Annotated in this window: 17 protein-coding genes and 1 pseudogene; 3 read left to right on the top strand and 15 right to left on the bottom strand. The window is 67.4% G+C overall.

Features of this window, described 5'->3' with window-relative positions:
- Positions 1 to 65: 65 nt before the first annotated feature.
- From rpsQ to rpsJ, 11 genes are read right to left on the bottom strand one after another with little or no spacing between them, the layout of a single operon-like run.
- Complete coding sequence (rpsQ, locus tag ACFWB8_RS14455; protein ID WP_030008467.1) at positions 66 to 347, bottom strand: 30S ribosomal protein S17; 282 nt, start codon at positions 345 to 347, stop codon at positions 66 to 68.
- The gene (gene rpmC / locus ACFWB8_RS14450) at positions 347 to 571 is read right to left on the bottom strand and encodes a 50S ribosomal protein L29 (protein WP_008739703.1); all 225 of its coding nucleotides are present in this window, start codon (positions 569 to 571) and stop codon (positions 347 to 349) included. The genes rpsQ and rpmC overlap by 1 nt, the downstream gene beginning before the upstream one ends.
- Positions 571 to 990, bottom strand: a complete 420-nt coding sequence (gene rplP / locus ACFWB8_RS14445) for a 50S ribosomal protein L16 (protein WP_243629930.1) — start codon at positions 988 to 990, stop codon at positions 571 to 573. Before rplP ends, rpmC begins: the two co-directional genes overlap by 1 nt.
- Positions 991 to 995: 5 nt before the next feature.
- The gene (gene rpsC, locus ACFWB8_RS14440; protein WP_030230639.1) at positions 996 to 1838 is read right to left on the bottom strand and encodes a 30S ribosomal protein S3; all 843 of its coding nucleotides are present in this window, start codon (positions 1836 to 1838) and stop codon (positions 996 to 998) included.
- The gene (gene rplV, locus ACFWB8_RS14435) at positions 1838 to 2185 is read right to left on the bottom strand and encodes a 50S ribosomal protein L22 (RefSeq protein ID WP_037792011.1); all 348 of its coding nucleotides are present in this window, start codon (positions 2183 to 2185) and stop codon (positions 1838 to 1840) included. The genes rpsC and rplV overlap by 1 nt, the downstream gene beginning before the upstream one ends.
- Before the next feature lie 43 nt (positions 2186 to 2228).
- Positions 2229 to 2510, bottom strand: a complete 282-nt coding sequence (gene rpsS / locus ACFWB8_RS14430; protein ID WP_008739713.1) for a 30S ribosomal protein S19 — start codon at positions 2508 to 2510, stop codon at positions 2229 to 2231.
- A 12-nt stretch (positions 2511 to 2522) separates the two neighbouring features.
- Positions 2523 to 3359 (bottom strand): 50S ribosomal protein L2, encoded by an 837-nt coding sequence (gene rplB / locus ACFWB8_RS14425; protein ID WP_008739715.1) that lies wholly within the window; start codon positions 3357 to 3359, stop codon positions 2523 to 2525.
- A gap of 39 nt (positions 3360 to 3398) precedes the next feature.
- On the bottom strand, positions 3399 to 3722 hold the full coding sequence (rplW, locus tag ACFWB8_RS14420) for a 50S ribosomal protein L23 (RefSeq protein ID WP_037792012.1): 324 nt from the start codon (positions 3720 to 3722) through the stop codon (positions 3399 to 3401).
- Positions 3722 to 4372, bottom strand: a complete 651-nt coding sequence (gene rplD / locus ACFWB8_RS14415; protein WP_030008466.1) for a 50S ribosomal protein L4 — start codon at positions 4370 to 4372, stop codon at positions 3722 to 3724. The genes rplW and rplD overlap by 1 nt, the downstream gene beginning before the upstream one ends.
- Positions 4373 to 4376: 4 nt before the next feature.
- Positions 4377 to 5021: a 50S ribosomal protein L3 gene (gene rplC / locus ACFWB8_RS14410; protein WP_215015311.1), complete on the bottom strand. Its 645-nt coding sequence runs from the start codon at positions 5019 to 5021 to the stop codon at positions 4377 to 4379.
- A 14-nt stretch (positions 5022 to 5035) separates the two neighbouring features.
- Positions 5036 to 5344, bottom strand: a complete 309-nt coding sequence (gene rpsJ / locus ACFWB8_RS14405; RefSeq protein WP_003948644.1) for a 30S ribosomal protein S10 — start codon at positions 5342 to 5344, stop codon at positions 5036 to 5038.
- 801 nt (positions 5345 to 6145) lie between these two features.
- On the opposite strand from rpsJ, the gene ACFWB8_RS14400 reads away from it, so the two are divergent.
- Together ACFWB8_RS14400 and ACFWB8_RS14395 are read left to right on the top strand one after the other, a co-directional pair.
- Positions 6146 to 7078: a hypothetical protein gene (locus ACFWB8_RS14400; RefSeq protein ID WP_385225812.1), complete on the top strand. Its 933-nt coding sequence runs from the start codon at positions 6146 to 6148 to the stop codon at positions 7076 to 7078.
- A gap of 49 nt (positions 7079 to 7127) precedes the next feature.
- A pseudogene (locus tag ACFWB8_RS14395) lies at positions 7128 to 7714 on the top strand (Uma2 family endonuclease).
- Positions 7715 to 7829: 115 nt separating this feature from the next.
- On the opposite strand, the gene tuf reads toward ACFWB8_RS14395, so the two are convergent.
- The 4 genes from tuf to rpsL form a co-directional block, all read right to left on the bottom strand.
- Positions 7830 to 9023: an elongation factor Tu gene (gene tuf / locus ACFWB8_RS14390; protein WP_385225810.1), complete on the bottom strand. Its 1194-nt coding sequence runs from the start codon at positions 9021 to 9023 to the stop codon at positions 7830 to 7832.
- A gap of 148 nt (positions 9024 to 9171) precedes the next feature.
- Positions 9172 to 11301, bottom strand: coding sequence for an elongation factor G (gene fusA / locus ACFWB8_RS14385; RefSeq protein WP_385225808.1), 2130 nt, complete (start codon positions 11299 to 11301; stop codon positions 9172 to 9174).
- A 39-nt stretch (positions 11302 to 11340) separates the two neighbouring features.
- Complete coding sequence (gene rpsG, locus ACFWB8_RS14380; RefSeq protein ID WP_007265894.1) at positions 11341 to 11811, bottom strand: 30S ribosomal protein S7; 471 nt, start codon at positions 11809 to 11811, stop codon at positions 11341 to 11343.
- Positions 11812 to 11813: 2 nt separating this feature from the next.
- Complete coding sequence (rpsL, locus tag ACFWB8_RS14375; RefSeq protein ID WP_007265893.1) at positions 11814 to 12185, bottom strand: 30S ribosomal protein S12; 372 nt, start codon at positions 12183 to 12185, stop codon at positions 11814 to 11816.
- Between the two features lie 456 nt (positions 12186 to 12641).
- Here rpsL and ACFWB8_RS14370 point away from each other — a divergent pair, with 456 nt between their 5' ends.
- A complete protein-coding gene (locus ACFWB8_RS14370; protein ID WP_385225806.1) occupies positions 12642 to 15113 on the top strand; it encodes a YfhO family protein in 2472 nt (823 codons plus the stop codon).
- Positions 15114 to 15169: the final 56 nt, after the last annotated feature.

Here is a 15169-nt window from a genome sequence, read left to right as displayed (position 1 = left end):
ACTCCGAAGAGCTACCGCCCCCACCGAGCCTGGCGGAACGAACCTGAGGGAAACCCCTCAGATAATTACTTGGCCTTCTCGAGGATCTCGACGATGCGCCAGCGCTTGCTCGCCGACAGCGGACGCGTCTCCATGATGAGGACGCGGTCGCCGACGCCGGCAGCGTTCTGCTCGTCGTGCGCCTTGAGCTTGTTCGTACGGCGGATGACCTTGCCGTACAGGGCGTGCTTCACGCGGTCCTCGACGGCGACGACGACGGTCTTGTCCATCTTGTCGCTGACGACCAGACCCTCACGGGTCTTGCGGAAACCGCGCTCGGTCTTCTCAGTCACGTTGTTCTCGCTCATCAGGCGCTCTCCACCGTCTCGATACCGAGCTCACGCTCGTGCATCAGGGTGTAGATGCGAGCGATGTCCTTACGGACGGACTTGAGCCGGCCGTTGTTCTCCAGCTGACCCGTGGCCGCCTGGAAGCGGAGCTTGAACAGCTCCTCCTTGGCCTCGCGCAGCTTGCCAACGAGCTCCTCGTTGCCGAGCTCACGCAGCTCGGACGCCTTGGTTCCCGTCGCCATCACGACTCACCTGCCTCGCGCCGAACAATCCGGCACTTCATCGGAAGCTTGTGAGCAGCGCGGGTGAGCGCCTCACGAGCAATCTTCTCGTTCGGGTAGGACAGCTCGAACATGACCCGACCCGGGTGCACGTTGGCGATCCACCACTCGGGAGAACCCTTACCGGAACCCATGCGGGTCTCGGCAGGCTTCTTGGTGAGCGGACGGTCCGGGTAGATGTTGATCCAGACCTTGCCGCCACGCTTGATGTGGCGGGTCATCGCAATACGAGCCGCCTCGATCTGGCGGTTCGTCACGTACGCCGGGGTGAGCGCCTGGATGCCGTACTCGCCGAACGTGACCTCAGTACCGCCCTTGGCCATACCGCGGCGCTTCGGGTGGTGCTGCTTGCGGTGCTTGACCCTACGAGGGATCAGCATGTCGGTCAGGCCTCCGTTCCGGTGCTCTCAGCCGGAGCGGCGGCGGGAGCGTCGGCCTTGGGGGCCTCGACACCAGCAGCCTGCTGCGGCTTGCGGCCACCACGGCCGCCGCGCTCGCCACCACGGCCACCACGGCCGGCGGGACGGTCGCCAGCGCCCTGAGCACCACGGGCCGGGCGGTTACCCGCACGGGCCGCAGCGTTCTCGGCGCGAACCTCGGCGATGTTCTTGACATCGCCCTTGTAGATCCAGACCTTCACACCGATACGGCCGAAGGTGGTCTTGGCCTCGAAGAAGCCGTAGTCCACGTTCGCGCGCAGCGTGTGCAGCGGCACACGACCCTCGCGGTAGAACTCGGAGCGGGACATCTCGGCGCCGCCGAGACGGCCGCCACACTGGATCTTGATGCCCTTGGCGCCGGCCTTCATCGTGCCCTGCATGCTCTTACGCATGGCGCGACGGAAGGAGACGCGGGAGGAGAGCTGCTCGGCAACGGCCTGGGCAACCAGCTGAGCGTCAAGCTCGGGGTTCTTGACCTCGAGGATGTTCAGCTGGACCTGCTTGCCCGTGAGCTTCTCGAGGTCACCGCGGATGCGGTCGGCCTCGGCGCCACGGCGGCCGATGACGATGCCCGGACGAGCGGTGTGGATGTCCACACGCACGCGGTCACGGGTGCGCTCGATCTCAACCTTCGAGATACCGGCGCGCTCCATGCCGGACGTCATCATCCGACGGATGGCGACGTCTTCCTTGACGTAGTCCTTGTACAGCTTGTCGGCGTACCAACGCGACTTGAAGTCGGTGGTGATGCCGAGCCGGAACCCGTGCGGGTTTACCTTCTGGCCCATTACCGGGAACCTTCCTTGCTGCTGACGACCACGGTGATGTGGCTGGTCCGCTTGCGGATCCGGTAGGCACGGCCCTGCGCACGCGGACGGAACCGCTTCAGGGTCGGGCCCTCGTCCACGAACGCCTCGCTGATGACCAGCGTGGAGGCGTCCGGGTGGTTGTAGTTGTGTGCGGCATTGGCAATGGCGCTGTCCAGCACCTTGCCAACCGGCACGCTCGCGGCCTGCGGGGCGAAACGCAGGACCGCCTGAGCCTCCGTGGCATCCATGCCACGGATAAGGTCCACCACTCGGCGGGCCTTCATGGGCGTGACGCGGATGTACCGCGCCTGGGCCCTGGCTTCCATGGTTGTCCCTTCGGTGTAAGTCATAGTCGTAACCACCCCGCCTTTAGCGGCGCTTCGACTTCCGGTCGTCCTTGACGTGGCCGCGGAAGGTGCGAGTCGGCGAGAACTCGCCGAGCTTGTGGCCGACCATCGACTCGGTGACGAACACCGGGACGTGGGTCTTGCCGTTGTGCACCGCGATGGTGTGACCCAGCATGCTGGGGATGATCATCGAGCGACGGGACCAGGTCTTGATGACGTTCTTGGTGCCGGCTTCGTTCTGGACGTCCACCTTCTTTACGAGGTGGTCGTCGACGAAGGGCCCCTTCTTGAGACTGCGCGGCATCTAAACCCGCTCCTAGCGCTTCTTGTTCGTCTTGCGGCGGCGGACGATGTACTTGCTCGAAGCCTTCTTCGGCGAGCGAGTACGACCCTCCTTCTGACCCCACGGGGAGACCGGGTGGCGACCACCACTGGTCTTGCCCTCACCACCACCGTGCGGGTGGTCAACCGGGTTCATCGCGACACCGCGGACGGACGGGCGAACGCCCTTCCAGCGCATGCGGCCGGCCTTGCCCCAGTTGATGTTCGACTGCTCGGCGTTGCCGACCTCACCGACGGTGGCGCGGCAGCGCGCGTCGACCAGGCGGATCTCACCGGAAGGCATACGAAGGTGGGCCATCGTGCCCTCCTTCGCCAGCAGCTGCACGGAGGCACCCGCGGAACGGGCGAACTTGGCGCCACCACCGGGACGGAGCTCGATCGCGTGGATCGTGGTACCGACCGGGATGTTACGGAGGGCCAGGTTGTTGCCGGGCTTGATGTCGGCCGTGGGGCCGTTCTCAATCCGGTCGCCCTGCTTCAGAGCCTTCGGCGCGATGATGTAGCGCTTCTCGCCGTCCGCGTAGTGCAGGAGCGCGATGCGCGCAGTGCGGTTGGGGTCGTACTCGATGTGCGCGACCTTGGCCGGCACGCCGTCCTTGTCGTGACGACGGAAGTCGATCACGCGGTAGGCGCGCTTGTGTCCACCACCCTGGTGGCGAACGGTGATCCGACCGGTGTTGTTACGGCCGCCCTTGCTGTGCAGGGGGCGAACCAGCGACTTCTCCGGCGTGGACCGCGTGATCTCGACAAAGTCGGCGACGCTGGAGCCACGACGGCCCGGGGTCGTCGGCTTGTACTTGCGGATACCCATTTCTCAGTCCTCGTCCGATTCCGGACGACTAGACCTCCGTTAGGAGGCCTGGCCGCCGAAGATGTCGATTCGGTCGCCCTCAGCGAGGGTCACGATGGCGCGCTTGGTGTTCGCACGCTTGCCGAAACCGGTCTTGGTGCGCTTGCGCTTACCCTGACGGTTGATCGTGTTGACCCCGGTGACCTTGACCGAGAAGACCGCTTCGACGGCCTGCTTGATCTGGGTCTTGTTGGCGCCGGGCGCGACGATGAACGTGTACTTGTTCTCGTCCAGCAGCGCGTAGCTCTTCTCCGAGACAACCGGCTTGATCAGCAGGTCGCGCGGGTCAGTGAAGGTCTTGCTGGTAACGGTCGCCTCAGACATCAGGCGTCGCTCCCTTCGGTCTCATCGGCCTTGGGGCCAGACACGAAGGACTCGAAAGCGGCCTGAGTGAAGACCACGTCGTCAGAGACGATCACGTCGTACGTGTTCAGCTGGCCCGGCTCCAGGATGTGAACCTGGGGCAGGTTGCGGGCGGACAGCCACGCGGCCTCGTCGGCGCGCTCGACGACCAGGAGCAGGTTCTTGCGCTCCGAGATCTTGCCGAACAGCGTCTTGGCGGCCTTCGTGGAGGCGGCACCCTCGACCACGCCGGTGACGACGTGGATGCGGGAGTGACGCGCACGGTCCGAGAGGGCACCGCGGAGGGCGGCGGCCTTCATCTTCTTCGGCGTCCGCTGGGAGTAGTCACGCGGCTGCGGGCCGTGGACAACGCCACCGCCGACGAACTGCGGAGCGCGGGTCGAACCCTGACGGGCGCGGCCGGTGCCCTTCTGGCGGTACGGCTTGCGGCCACCACCACGGACTTCGCCACGACGCTTGGTCTTGTGCGTGCCCTGACGGGCAGCTGCCAGCTGGGCGACAACGACCTGGTGGATCAGCGGAACGCTGGTCTTCGCGTCGAAGATCTCCGCGGGGAGCTCGACGGTACCGGCCTTGTCGCCTGCCGGCGAAAGGATGTCAATGGTGCTCATTACCTCAAGCCCCCTTGGCCGCGGTACGGACCAGGACGAGGCCGCCGTTCGGACCGGGGACCGCGCCCTTGATGAGGAGCAGACCCTTCTCCGCGTCAACCGCGTGGATGGTCAGGTTCTGGGTGGTGACACGCTCGTTGCCCATACGACCGGCCATGCGCATGCCCTTGAAGACACGCCCAGGGGTGGCACAGCCACCGATCGAACCGGGGGAGCGGTGCTTGCGCTGGACGCCGTGTCCGGCACCGAGGCCCTTGAAGTTGTGACGCTTCATGACACCGGCGAAGCCCTTGCCCTTGCTGTTGCCCGTGACGTCAACCTTGACGCCCGACTCGAACACAGCGGCAGTGATCTCCTGGCCGAGCGTGTACTCGCTGGCGTCGGAGGTGCGGAGCTCCACCAGGTGGCGGCGCGGGGTCACGTCGGCCTTGGCGAAGTGGCCCTTGAGGGGCTTGTTCACCTTGCGCGGGTCGATCTCGCCGAAGGCGATCTGGACCGACTCGTAGCCGTCGATGTCGTTCTTACGGACCTGGGTAACGACGCAGGGTCCGGCCTTGACCACGGTGACCGGGACGACACGGTTGTTCTCGTCCCAGACCTGGGTCATGCCGAGCTTCTCGCCCAGGACGCCCTTGATCTGCTTTGCCATCTTCTCGACGCCTCTCAGAGCTTGATCTCGATGTCAACGCCGGCCGGAAGGTCCAGGCGCATCAGCGAGTCAACGGTCTTGGGGGTCGGGTCGAGGATGTCGATCAGGCGCTTGTGCGTGCGCATCTCGAAGTGCTCGCGCGAGTCCTTGTACTTGTGCGGCGACTTGATGACGCAGTACACGTTCTTCTCAGTGGGCAGCGGCACCGGGCCCGCGACCGACGCACCAGTGCGCGTCACCGTCTCGACGATCTTCTTCGCCGACGAATCGATGACCTCGTGGTCGTAGGCCTTGAGCCGGATGCGGATCTTCTGTCCCGCCATGGCTACTCCGTAGTCCTGTCTGTTGTGGAAACGCTCTGGCTCTCGGTCGGCTGCGGATGACTCCGCGGCTTTCCTCCGACCCACGCGGTCGGGCGTGTCGCACTCCCTCTACAGAAAATTCCCATACGGAAATTCCCTCTCCAAGGGGGTGCGGTCCCAAGACCGCGCATCGGGGGAAAACACCCACCGAGTGCCTGGCAGGGGCCGTGCTGACGCTTCCCAGAAGATTCCCGTACGTCCGCCCCATTGCTGCCCCGAGAGGCAGATAAGGCGACGAGTACTGTGGGACTCGCTTCCGGTCCTCCCGGCGGGAGGCGCGCAGCATCGGCACTCAGCCGAGCAACTTGAGTAGTCTGCCATACGAGGCACGTACCTGGCTAATCGGGCCGAAGAGAATACCCCGCCACGCTGAGTGGTCAAACCGCACCACGCGCAGCCCAGCCGGCACCGTTCTCGCGCCGTAGCCGCCCGGTCACCCTCCGCGCCCGGGGGAAACCGGGAGTGAGCCCGGGGGAAACACCGGGACGCGGCAGCCGCGTCGCGGTCTTCGGCGACGAGGTCGTCCTGGACGTATGGGATCAAGTACTCGGGAAGCAAAGAACCCGTGCCAGACCCCTCCAGCCTCCCGCCGGCGGCCACGGCGGGCCGGTACCTCGGACGGGTGAACGGCGCCAATTTGGCTGGCTTTCAAGGGGGTTCGCAGGCATATGCTCGCGGCGACCACCCCCAGAAATACGTCGGCCCCCGACGGGACTCGCAATCCCGGCCGAGGGCCTACCAGCAAGGAAGCCCAACTTCCCGATGGATGTTCAGCAGCCTAGCGCGCTCGCGCGCCCCTCGGTCCGGAACGCCGCCGAGACCCCCCGATCCGGTGTAGTCCACGTCAACGTGCGGCACACCCGCGGCTTCACCGTGATCGGCAACCACCTCGCCCAGCACCCCGAGCTGTCGCTCGTCGCCCGTGGTCTGGCCCTCTACATCCAGTCGGTCCCGGCCGGTGTCCGCATCGGCATCAAGGACCTGACCCCCCTCTTCCCCGAGAGCGAGCACCGCATCGCCCGCGCCCTGCGCGAGCTGGAGGTGCACGGCTACCTCAAACGCACCCGCGAGCGGCTGCCCGGCGGCCAGGTGGTGACCCGTACGGTCTCCTACAACCGGCCCGGGTCCCTGTCCCCCGCCGAGGAGGCCGCCCACCCGCGCCCTCCCCGCGCCCCCGAGCCGCCGGCCCCGGCCGCACCCGAGGTCCCGGCCCCGGCCGCACCCGAGGCCCCGCCGGAAGCCGCGCCCGCTCCCCCGCCCGAGCCCCCGGCCCCGGCGCCGCAGGTCTCGCCACCGCTCCCCCGGCCCGCGAACACCGCCAACCCCTGGCGGAGCCTCGCCGCCGGCGAGCTGCTCGCCGAGCTGCGCCGCATCGACTCCCGCCTCCTCCTCGGCGCCCGCGACATCGAACGCCTCACCCCCGCCGTGGAGGCCTGGCTGGAGCGCGGGGCCTCCCCCGCCGCCGTCACCGCCGCCCTGACCTCGAACCTTCCCCCGCAGCCGCGCAACCCGGCCGGCCTGATCGCCCACCGGCTCACCGCCCAGCTGCCGCCCGGCCTGCTCCCCGTACCGGTCAGACCCGCGTACGTGCCGCCGGACCCCTTCCAGACCTGCGAGCGGTGCGACCTCGCCTTCCGCGCCCCCGCCCCGGGCCACTGCCGCGACTGCCGCACCAATACGACGGAGGCTGCCTAGCATGAAGGTGATGACTCGGGCCCACGGGCACGGACGAGGAGCCGCCACCATGACCATCGCCCCGGACGACGAACGGCAAGGGACCCTCCTTTACCAGCAGATGCGCGACGTCGTGCAGCGGCTGGAAGACACCGTTCCCGGCAAGATCGAGATCACCAGGGAAGGCCTCGTCCACGACATGACGGCACCCGTCGGCCCCACGAATTGACAGCGCTGCGGGTGCGAAAGCGCATGGAGAAGGCGATGCCGGACGAACTTGTCGCACACACCGGATCCCCCGACGTCGAGGACGATTCCGAGGGCATCCTGCGCTTGCCCGACATCATGGTGATCGCCGAAGCGGACATGGAAGTCCCAGGTTCGTTCGACCCGCGAACCCTCATCGCGGCCGTCGAGATCGTCTCGCGCTCCAACCCGGACAACGACTGGGTGAGCAAGATGCGGGACTACCCCCTGGTCGGCATCCCCGTCTACGCGATCTTCGACCCGCGCACCGGCACAGGCGCCGTCATGACCGAGATCCACCAGACGCCCGAGGGCCCCCGGTACGCCACCCGCAAGGACTTCCTCTACGGCGAGGACGTCACCATCGCCGACTGGACCATCTCCACCGAGGGGCTCCCCCGCTACGCGTGACCGCGACGCACGGGTACGACAAAGGGCCCCTCCCCCATCGCCGAAGCGACAAGGCAGGGGCCCCTCTGTCAAACATGGTGCCCGCTCGCGCGAGCTACCAGGTCAGAGCACGAAATTACTTCGTGATCTTGGTGACCTGGCCGGCGCCCACGGTACGACCACCCTCACGGATGGCGAACTTCAGGCCCTCCTCCATGGCGACCGGCTGGATCAGCGCGACCGTCATCTCGGTGTTGTCGCCCGGCATGACCATCTCCGTGCCGGCCGGCAGGGTGACAACACCCGTGACGTCGGTGGTACGGAAGTAGAACTGCGGGCGGTAGTTGTTGAAGAACGGGGTGTGACGGCCACCCTCGTCCTTCGACAGGATGTAGGCCTGGGCCTCGAACTCGGTGTGCGGCGTGACCGAACCGGGCTTGATGATGACCTGGCCGCGCTCGACGTCCTCGCGCTTGATGCCACGGAGGAGCAGACCGACGTTCTCGCCCGCCTGGCCCTCGTCGAGCAGCTTGCGGAACATCTCGATGCCGGTGACCGTGGTGGTGGTCTTGGCTTCCTTGATGCCGATGATGTCGACGGTCTCGTTGACCTTCAGGACACCACGCTCGATACGGCCGGTGACGACCGTACCGCGACCGGTGATCGTGAAGACGTCCTCGACGGGCATGAGGAACGGCTTCTCGGTGTCACGCGGCGGGGTCGGGATGGCCTCGTCGACGGCAGCCATGAGGCCGAGAAGCTTCTCGCCCCACTCCTTGTCGCCCTCGAGGGCCTTCAGCGCGGAGACGCGGACGACCGGCAGGTCGTCGCCCGGGAACTCGTACTCGGAGAGCAGCTCACGGACCTCGAGCTCGACGAGCTCCAGGATCTCCTCGTCGTCCACCATGTCGGCCTTGTTCAGGGCGACAACGATGTAGGGGACGCCGACCTGGCGGGCCAGGAGCACGTGCTCCTTGGTCTGCGGCATCGGGCCGTCGGTGGCGGCGACCACGAGGATCGCGCCGTCCATCTGCGCGGCACCGGTGATCATGTTCTTGATGTAGTCCGCGTGACCCGGGCAGTCGACGTGGGCGTAGTGACGCGCCTCGGTCTGGTACTCGACGTGCGCGATGGAGATGGTGATACCGCGCTGGCGCTCCTCAGGAGCCTTGTCGATCTGGTCGAAGGCCGAGGCCTCGTTCAGGTCCGGGTACGCGTCGTGCAGCACCTTGGTAATGGCGGCCGTGAGGGTCGTCTTACCGTGGTCAATGTGACCGATGGTGCCGATGTTGACGTGCGGCTTAGTCCGCTCGAACTTCGCCTTCGCCACGGGGTCCTCCTGGAGAGTGGTTCTGTACGCCTTACTCATCGGCGCCAGGTGATCTTTGCTGGATAGCCGGTCCCTCCGGGGCAATGGAGGGTTACTCCTGTTGCCCCAGAGGCTCCGGTGACAAGCCTAAAGCGTGTACTCGGAAGAGTTACTCGCCCTTGGCCTTCGCGATGATCTCCTCAGCGACGTTCCGGGGAACCTCGGCGTAGGAGTCGAACTGCATCGAGTAGCTGGCGCGACCCGAGGTCTTGCTGCGGAGGTCTCCGACGTAGCCGAACATCTCCGAAAGGGGCACGAGGCCCTTCACGAGGCGAGCTCCGTGACGCTCCTCCATGGCCTGGATCTGGCCACGGCGGGAGTTGATGTCACCGATGACGTCACCCATGGACTCCTCCGGCGTGGTGACCTCTACGGCCATCATCGGCTCGAGGAGCACGGGAGAAGCCTTGCGCGCGGCCTCCTTGAAGGCCTGCGAGCCGGCGATCTTGAACGCGAGCTCGGAGGAGTCGACCTCGTGGTAGCCACCGTCGAGAAGGATGACGCGGACGCCAGTCATCTCGTAGCCGGCGAGGATGCCGAACTTCATGGCTTCCTGCGCACCGGCGTCGACCGAGGGGATGTACTCCCTCGGGATGCGGCCACCGGTGACCTTGTTCACGAACTCGTACGCCGGACCGTCGGCCTCGAGGATCGGCTCGATCGCGATCTGCACCTTGGCGAACTGACCGGTACCACCGGTCTGCTTCTTGTGGGTGTAGTCGTGACGCTCCACCGTCTGGCGGATCGTCTCGCGGTAAGCGACCTGCGGCTTGCCGACGTTGGCCTCGACCTTGAACTCGCGCTTCATACGGTCGACCAGCACCTCGAGGTGCAGCTCGCCCATACCACCGAGGATGGTCTGGCCGGTCTCTTCGTCCGAGTGAACGTGGAAGGAGGGGTCCTCCTCCGCGAGAGACTGGATGGCGACACCCAGCTTCTCCTGGTCACCCTTGGACTTGGGCTCGATGGCGACCTGGATGACCGGAGCCGGGAAGTCCATGGACTCCAGGATCACGGGGTTCTTGTCGTCACACAGCGTCTCACCGGTGGTGGTCTGCTTCAGGCCCATGACGGCGACGATGTCACCGGCGCCCACCGCTTCGATCTCTTCACGCTTGTTGGCGTGCATGCGGTAGATCTTGCCGATGCGCTCCTTCTTGCCCTTGACGGAGTTCAGCACCGCAGTGCCGGCCTCCAGGCGGCCCGAGTAAACCCGGACGAAGGTGAGCTTGCCGAGGTGCGGGTCGCGCATGATCTTGAACGCGAGCGCCGCGAGGGGCTCCTCGTCAGACGGCTTGCGCTTCACGACGACCTCGGCGTCCCGGACGTCGTGGCCTTCGATGGCCTCGATGTCCAGGGGCGAGGGGAGGTAGCGGACGACGGCGTCGAGCAGGGGCTGAACGCCCTTGTTCTTGAACGCCGTGCCACAGAACACCGCGGTGATCGTGGCGCCCGTGCCCTTGCCGGAACCGATGATGATGCGACGCACGGCGTCGTGCAGCTGCTCGACGGTGGGCTCGACGCCCTCCAGGAACAGCTCCATGATCTGGTCGTCGTTCTCGGCGACCGTCTCAACCAGCTTGGCGTGCCACTCTTCAGCGGCTTCCTTGTGGGTGTCCGGGATGTCGACGATGTCGTACATCTCGCCCTTGGTCGCCTCGGCGGACCAGACGAACGCCTTCATGGTGACCAGGTCGACAACGCCCTGGAAGTCCATCTCGGAGCCGATGGGGAGCTGCATGACGATCGGAACCGCACCGAGGCGGTCCTTGATCATGTCGACACAGCGGTGGAACTCGGCGCCGGTGCGGTCCAGCTTGTTGACGAAGCAGATGCGCGGCACGCCGTAGCGGTCGGCCTGACGCCAAACGGTCTCGGACTGCGGCTCCACACCGGCGACACCGTCGAACACGGTGACGGCACCGTCGAGGACGCGGAGCGAACGCTCCACCTCGACCGTGAAGTCAACGTGACCCGGGGTGTCGATGATGTTGATGGTGTGGTCGACGTCCTCGAGCGGCCAGTGGCAGGTCGTCGCGGCAGACGTGATCGTGATGCCGCGCTCCTGCTCCTGCTCCATCCAGTCCATCGTGGCAGCGCCGTCGTGGACTTCACCGATCTTGTAAGACACACCGGTGTAGAACAGGATGCGCTCGGTGGTGGTCGTCTTGCCCGCGTCGATGTGAGCCATGATGCCGATGTTGCGCACCTTGGCCAGGTCAAGCGAAGTGGTAGCCATATCGGCTCAGTCTTCTCTCGGTCTCGATGTGGGTTGGGACTACCAGCGGTAGTGCGCGAAGGCCTTGTTGGACTCGGCCATCTTGTGCGTGTCCTCGCGCTTCTTGACGGCAGCGCCAAGACCGTTGGAGGCGTCGAGCAGCTCGTTCATGAGGCGCTCGGTCATGGTCTTCTCACGGCGGGCGCGGGAGTAACCCACGAGCCAGCGGAGCGCCAGGGTCGACTGACGACCCGGCTTGACCTCGACCGGAACCTGGTAGGTCGCGCCACCGACACGGCGGGACTTGACCTCGAGGGACGGCTTGACGTTCTCGAGCGCGCGCTTCAGCGTGATGACCGGGTCGTTGCCGGTCTTCTCGCGGAGGCCTTCCATGGCGCCGTAAACGATGCGCTCGGCGGTGGAGCGCTTGCCGTTCAGGAGGATCTTGTTGATGAGCGACGTCACCAGAGGAGATGCGTAGACCGGGTCGATGATGACCGGGCGCTTCGGGGCGGGGCCCTTACGAGGCATTCTTACTTCTCCTTCTTGGCGCCGTAGCGGCTGCGGGCCTGCTTGCGGTTCTTGACAGCCTGGGTGTCAAGCGCACCGCGGATGATCTTGTAACGAACACCCGGCAGGTCCTTCACACGGCCACCACGCACGAGCACGATCGAGTGCTCCTGCAGGTTGTGTCCCTCACCCGGAATGTAAGCGGTGACCTCGATGCCAGAGGTCAGACGCACACGCGCGACCTTGCGCAGCGCCGAGTTCGGCTTCTTCGGGGTGGTCGTGAACACACGCGTGCAGACGCCGCGACGCTGGGGCGAAGCCTCAAGCGCGGGGGTCTTTGTCTTCTCGACCTTGTCCTGCCGGCCCTTCCGGACCAGCTGCTGGATCGTAGGCACTACTTCTCCGGTTTCTGTGTGCCGTAGTGGAGCTAACCTGGAACTTTGCCGACCCACGCGGTCGGGTGTGTCGGATCCGGCGGACCTCCGCGCAAGCACGGAAACGCATGGATCGCGGTGGCTGATACGGGCTCCATTGCGGTTGATGGACACGCACGGGAGCCCAGGCACACCCCAGGCACAAGGTCTGAGCGTACCTACCGCATCCACTCCGGTCAAAACAAAAGCCCCGGCCCCGGCCCCGGCAGACCCGCGCAGGCCATGCGCCGCACGGGCGAGGCCCCCGCGCGGCCCCGCCGATGTCCCACCGACGCGCACATGTGGTACGGGGGCGCCCCGCGCAGGAGTACGGCAACCCCTCACCCGGGCCGGGCCGGGCCCCCGGCGAACTACACTGCCCTGCGATTCAGCCCACGATTCAACCCAAACGGCACGACCACATCAGGGAGCGGGACATTGGGGACGGTCACGACCGAGCCGGCGGCCACGGACAGCCCGCCCCGCCCGCCCCGGCCCGCAGTCCGGCGCCGCCGCCGGCTCTCCCGGCTGTACGGACCCCTGCTCGCCTTCCTGATCACCTCGGGCGCCTTCTGCGCCGCCTGGGTGCTGCGCGGCACGTTCCCCTTCGGCAACACCGGCCGCGCCGTCAACGACCAGGCCAACCAGTACGTGCCCTTCCACCGGGCCCTGTGGGACCTGGTCCACGGCCAGGCCGCCGGCGACCTGCTCTTCACCTGGCGCGGCGGCTTCGGACAGCAGTTCCTGTCCGACTACTACACGTACCTCGGCAACCCCTTCTCCTGGCTCGCCGTGATCGTCCCGCGCGCCCACGTCGACCTCGCGGTCTTCGCGATCACCCCGATCACCATGGGCACCGCCGCCGCCGTGATGACCGTGTACCTCGGGAAGCTGAAGCCCGGCCCGTGGTGGCAGCGGGGCGTGCTCGGAGCCACGTACGGCCTCTGCGGCTGGGCGCTCAGCGACGCCTCGTACATCCCCATGTGGCTGTGGGGCCTCGTCGCGCTGCCCCTCCTCGGCATCGCCGTCGAATGGTGCCTGGAAGGGCGCCGCTGGCCGGGTGTGGCGGCGCTCGTGGCGCTCGCGTGGTTCGGGAACTTCTACACCGCGATGATGGCCACGATGGCCGCCTGCGTCCTGCTCGCCATCCGCCTCGTCACCCGCGACATGACCGGTGCGCAGCGGCTGCGGGCCCTGTGGCGGGCCGCAACGGCCGCCGGGACGGGCATCCTGCTCACCCTCCCCCTCCTGCTGCCCTCGTTCCTCTCCAGCGGCTCCGCACAGCCCACCCAGGCCGGCGCCTTCGACCCGGTGCGGATCGAGATCTTCCTGACCGGCATGCTCCCGGCGACCTACCTGTGGGGCGGCCGGCCGCGGCTGTACGTGGCCTCGCTCGGGCTGATCCTGGCCGGCGCCTTCGTGCTCAACTCGGGCATCGCGAAGAAGACCCGCCTGGTGTGGGCGGCGGCGACCGTGCTGGTGGTCGCCTCGTTCCAGTTCCCGCCCACGCAGTACGTGTGGCACGGGCTGGCGGTGCCGAACGGCAACCCCTACCGCGAGGCCTTCGTCTTCAGCGGGATGGTCGTCATCGTCGCCTGGCTCTCGCTGGCCAACCGGCCGCGCCCGCTGCACCTGGCCCTGGTCGCCGCCCTGCTGGTCGCCGCCACCTTCGTGCTCCGGCACACCGACGACTTCGGCGGCTGGACCTGGCCGGCCGTGCTCGGCGGCGGCGCGGTCTCGCTGCTGGCGCTGGTGCTGCTCTTCCACGGGGAGAAGCGCCGCTACCTGATCCCCGTCGCGGCCGTCCTCATGATCGGCGTCGTCTTCGCCGAGTCCACGGTCGCCGCGGCCGGCGCGGACTCACGCCGCGCCCGCGAACGCTGGGCGCAGCCGGCGACGACGTCCAGCAAGTCGATCACCGAACACTTCAACGCCGTCCGAGGCGTGGACGGCTGGCCCGCATACCGGACCGACTCGGGCGCGCCCCAGACCTCGTACAACGACGCCCTGGCGCTCCGGGCGCAGGGCCCGCAGTACTACAGCAGTTACCTGCCGGAGGTCACCTACCAGGCCCTGGAGCCGCTCGGCTACGGCTTCAAGAACGACGGCCGGACCTTCTTCGGCGCCGACAACCCGGTGCTCGACGCGATCTTCTCCATCGGCGCGCGGGTCGAGCCCGGCCCGGCGAAGAACAGCTGGACGGCCCGCAGGTTCCCGGCCCCGCCCCTGGTCACGGTCCGCCCCGGCCCCTACACCTCCCCCAACCCCGCGGACAGCGTCTACGCCCGCCAGGAGAACGTCCTCGGCGCCACCGTCTACCAGGTCCCGCAGGTCACCCGCGGCGGCACCGCCACGGAGCAGACGTACGCCGCCCAGTGCGCCCCCGGCTCCGAGGCGTTCTGGTACTCCCCCGCCCTCTACGGCGGCCTGCGCGTCGGGGACGGCCCCGAGCAGGCCCTCCAGGACCGGATGACGGGCGTCCTGCGCCTCGGCCCGGTCCCGGCCTCGGGCAGGCTCGACATCACGGTCAGGACCGCCACCCAGGGCGCCACGGCCGGCGAACACCCCGTCGGCTGCCTGGCCCCCGCCAAGCTCGACGCGGCGGTCTCCACCCTCAAGGCCACCGGCGCCACCCACGTCACGGCGGGCGGCCACACCATCGAAGCCACGCTCCCCAAGGACGCCAAGGGCACCGCGGTCATCGCCACGACGGCCATCCCCGGCTGGCAGTGCTCGACCCCGACCGCGGACTTCCACGGCCTCCTGGCCCTCTCCCTGCCCCCGGGCACCGACAAGATCTCCTGCACCTTCACCCCGAAGGGCCTCAAGGCCGGCCTGGCGGGTGGCACCCTCGGCCTGATGATCCTCATCGGAGCCTCCCTCACCGCCGTCCGCCGCCGCCGCGCCTGACCGGCCCGGCCCCCTCGGGGGACAACGAAGAAGCCCCCCGCCGCTCCTCTCGGAGC

It is taken from the genome of Streptomyces sp. NPDC060031, assembly GCF_042736805.1.
GTDB lineage: Bacteria > Actinomycetota > Actinomycetes > Streptomycetales > Streptomycetaceae > Streptomyces.
The sequence above is the reverse complement of the archived record's forward strand: the minus strand, read 5'-3'. Positions and strand labels throughout refer to the sequence as shown.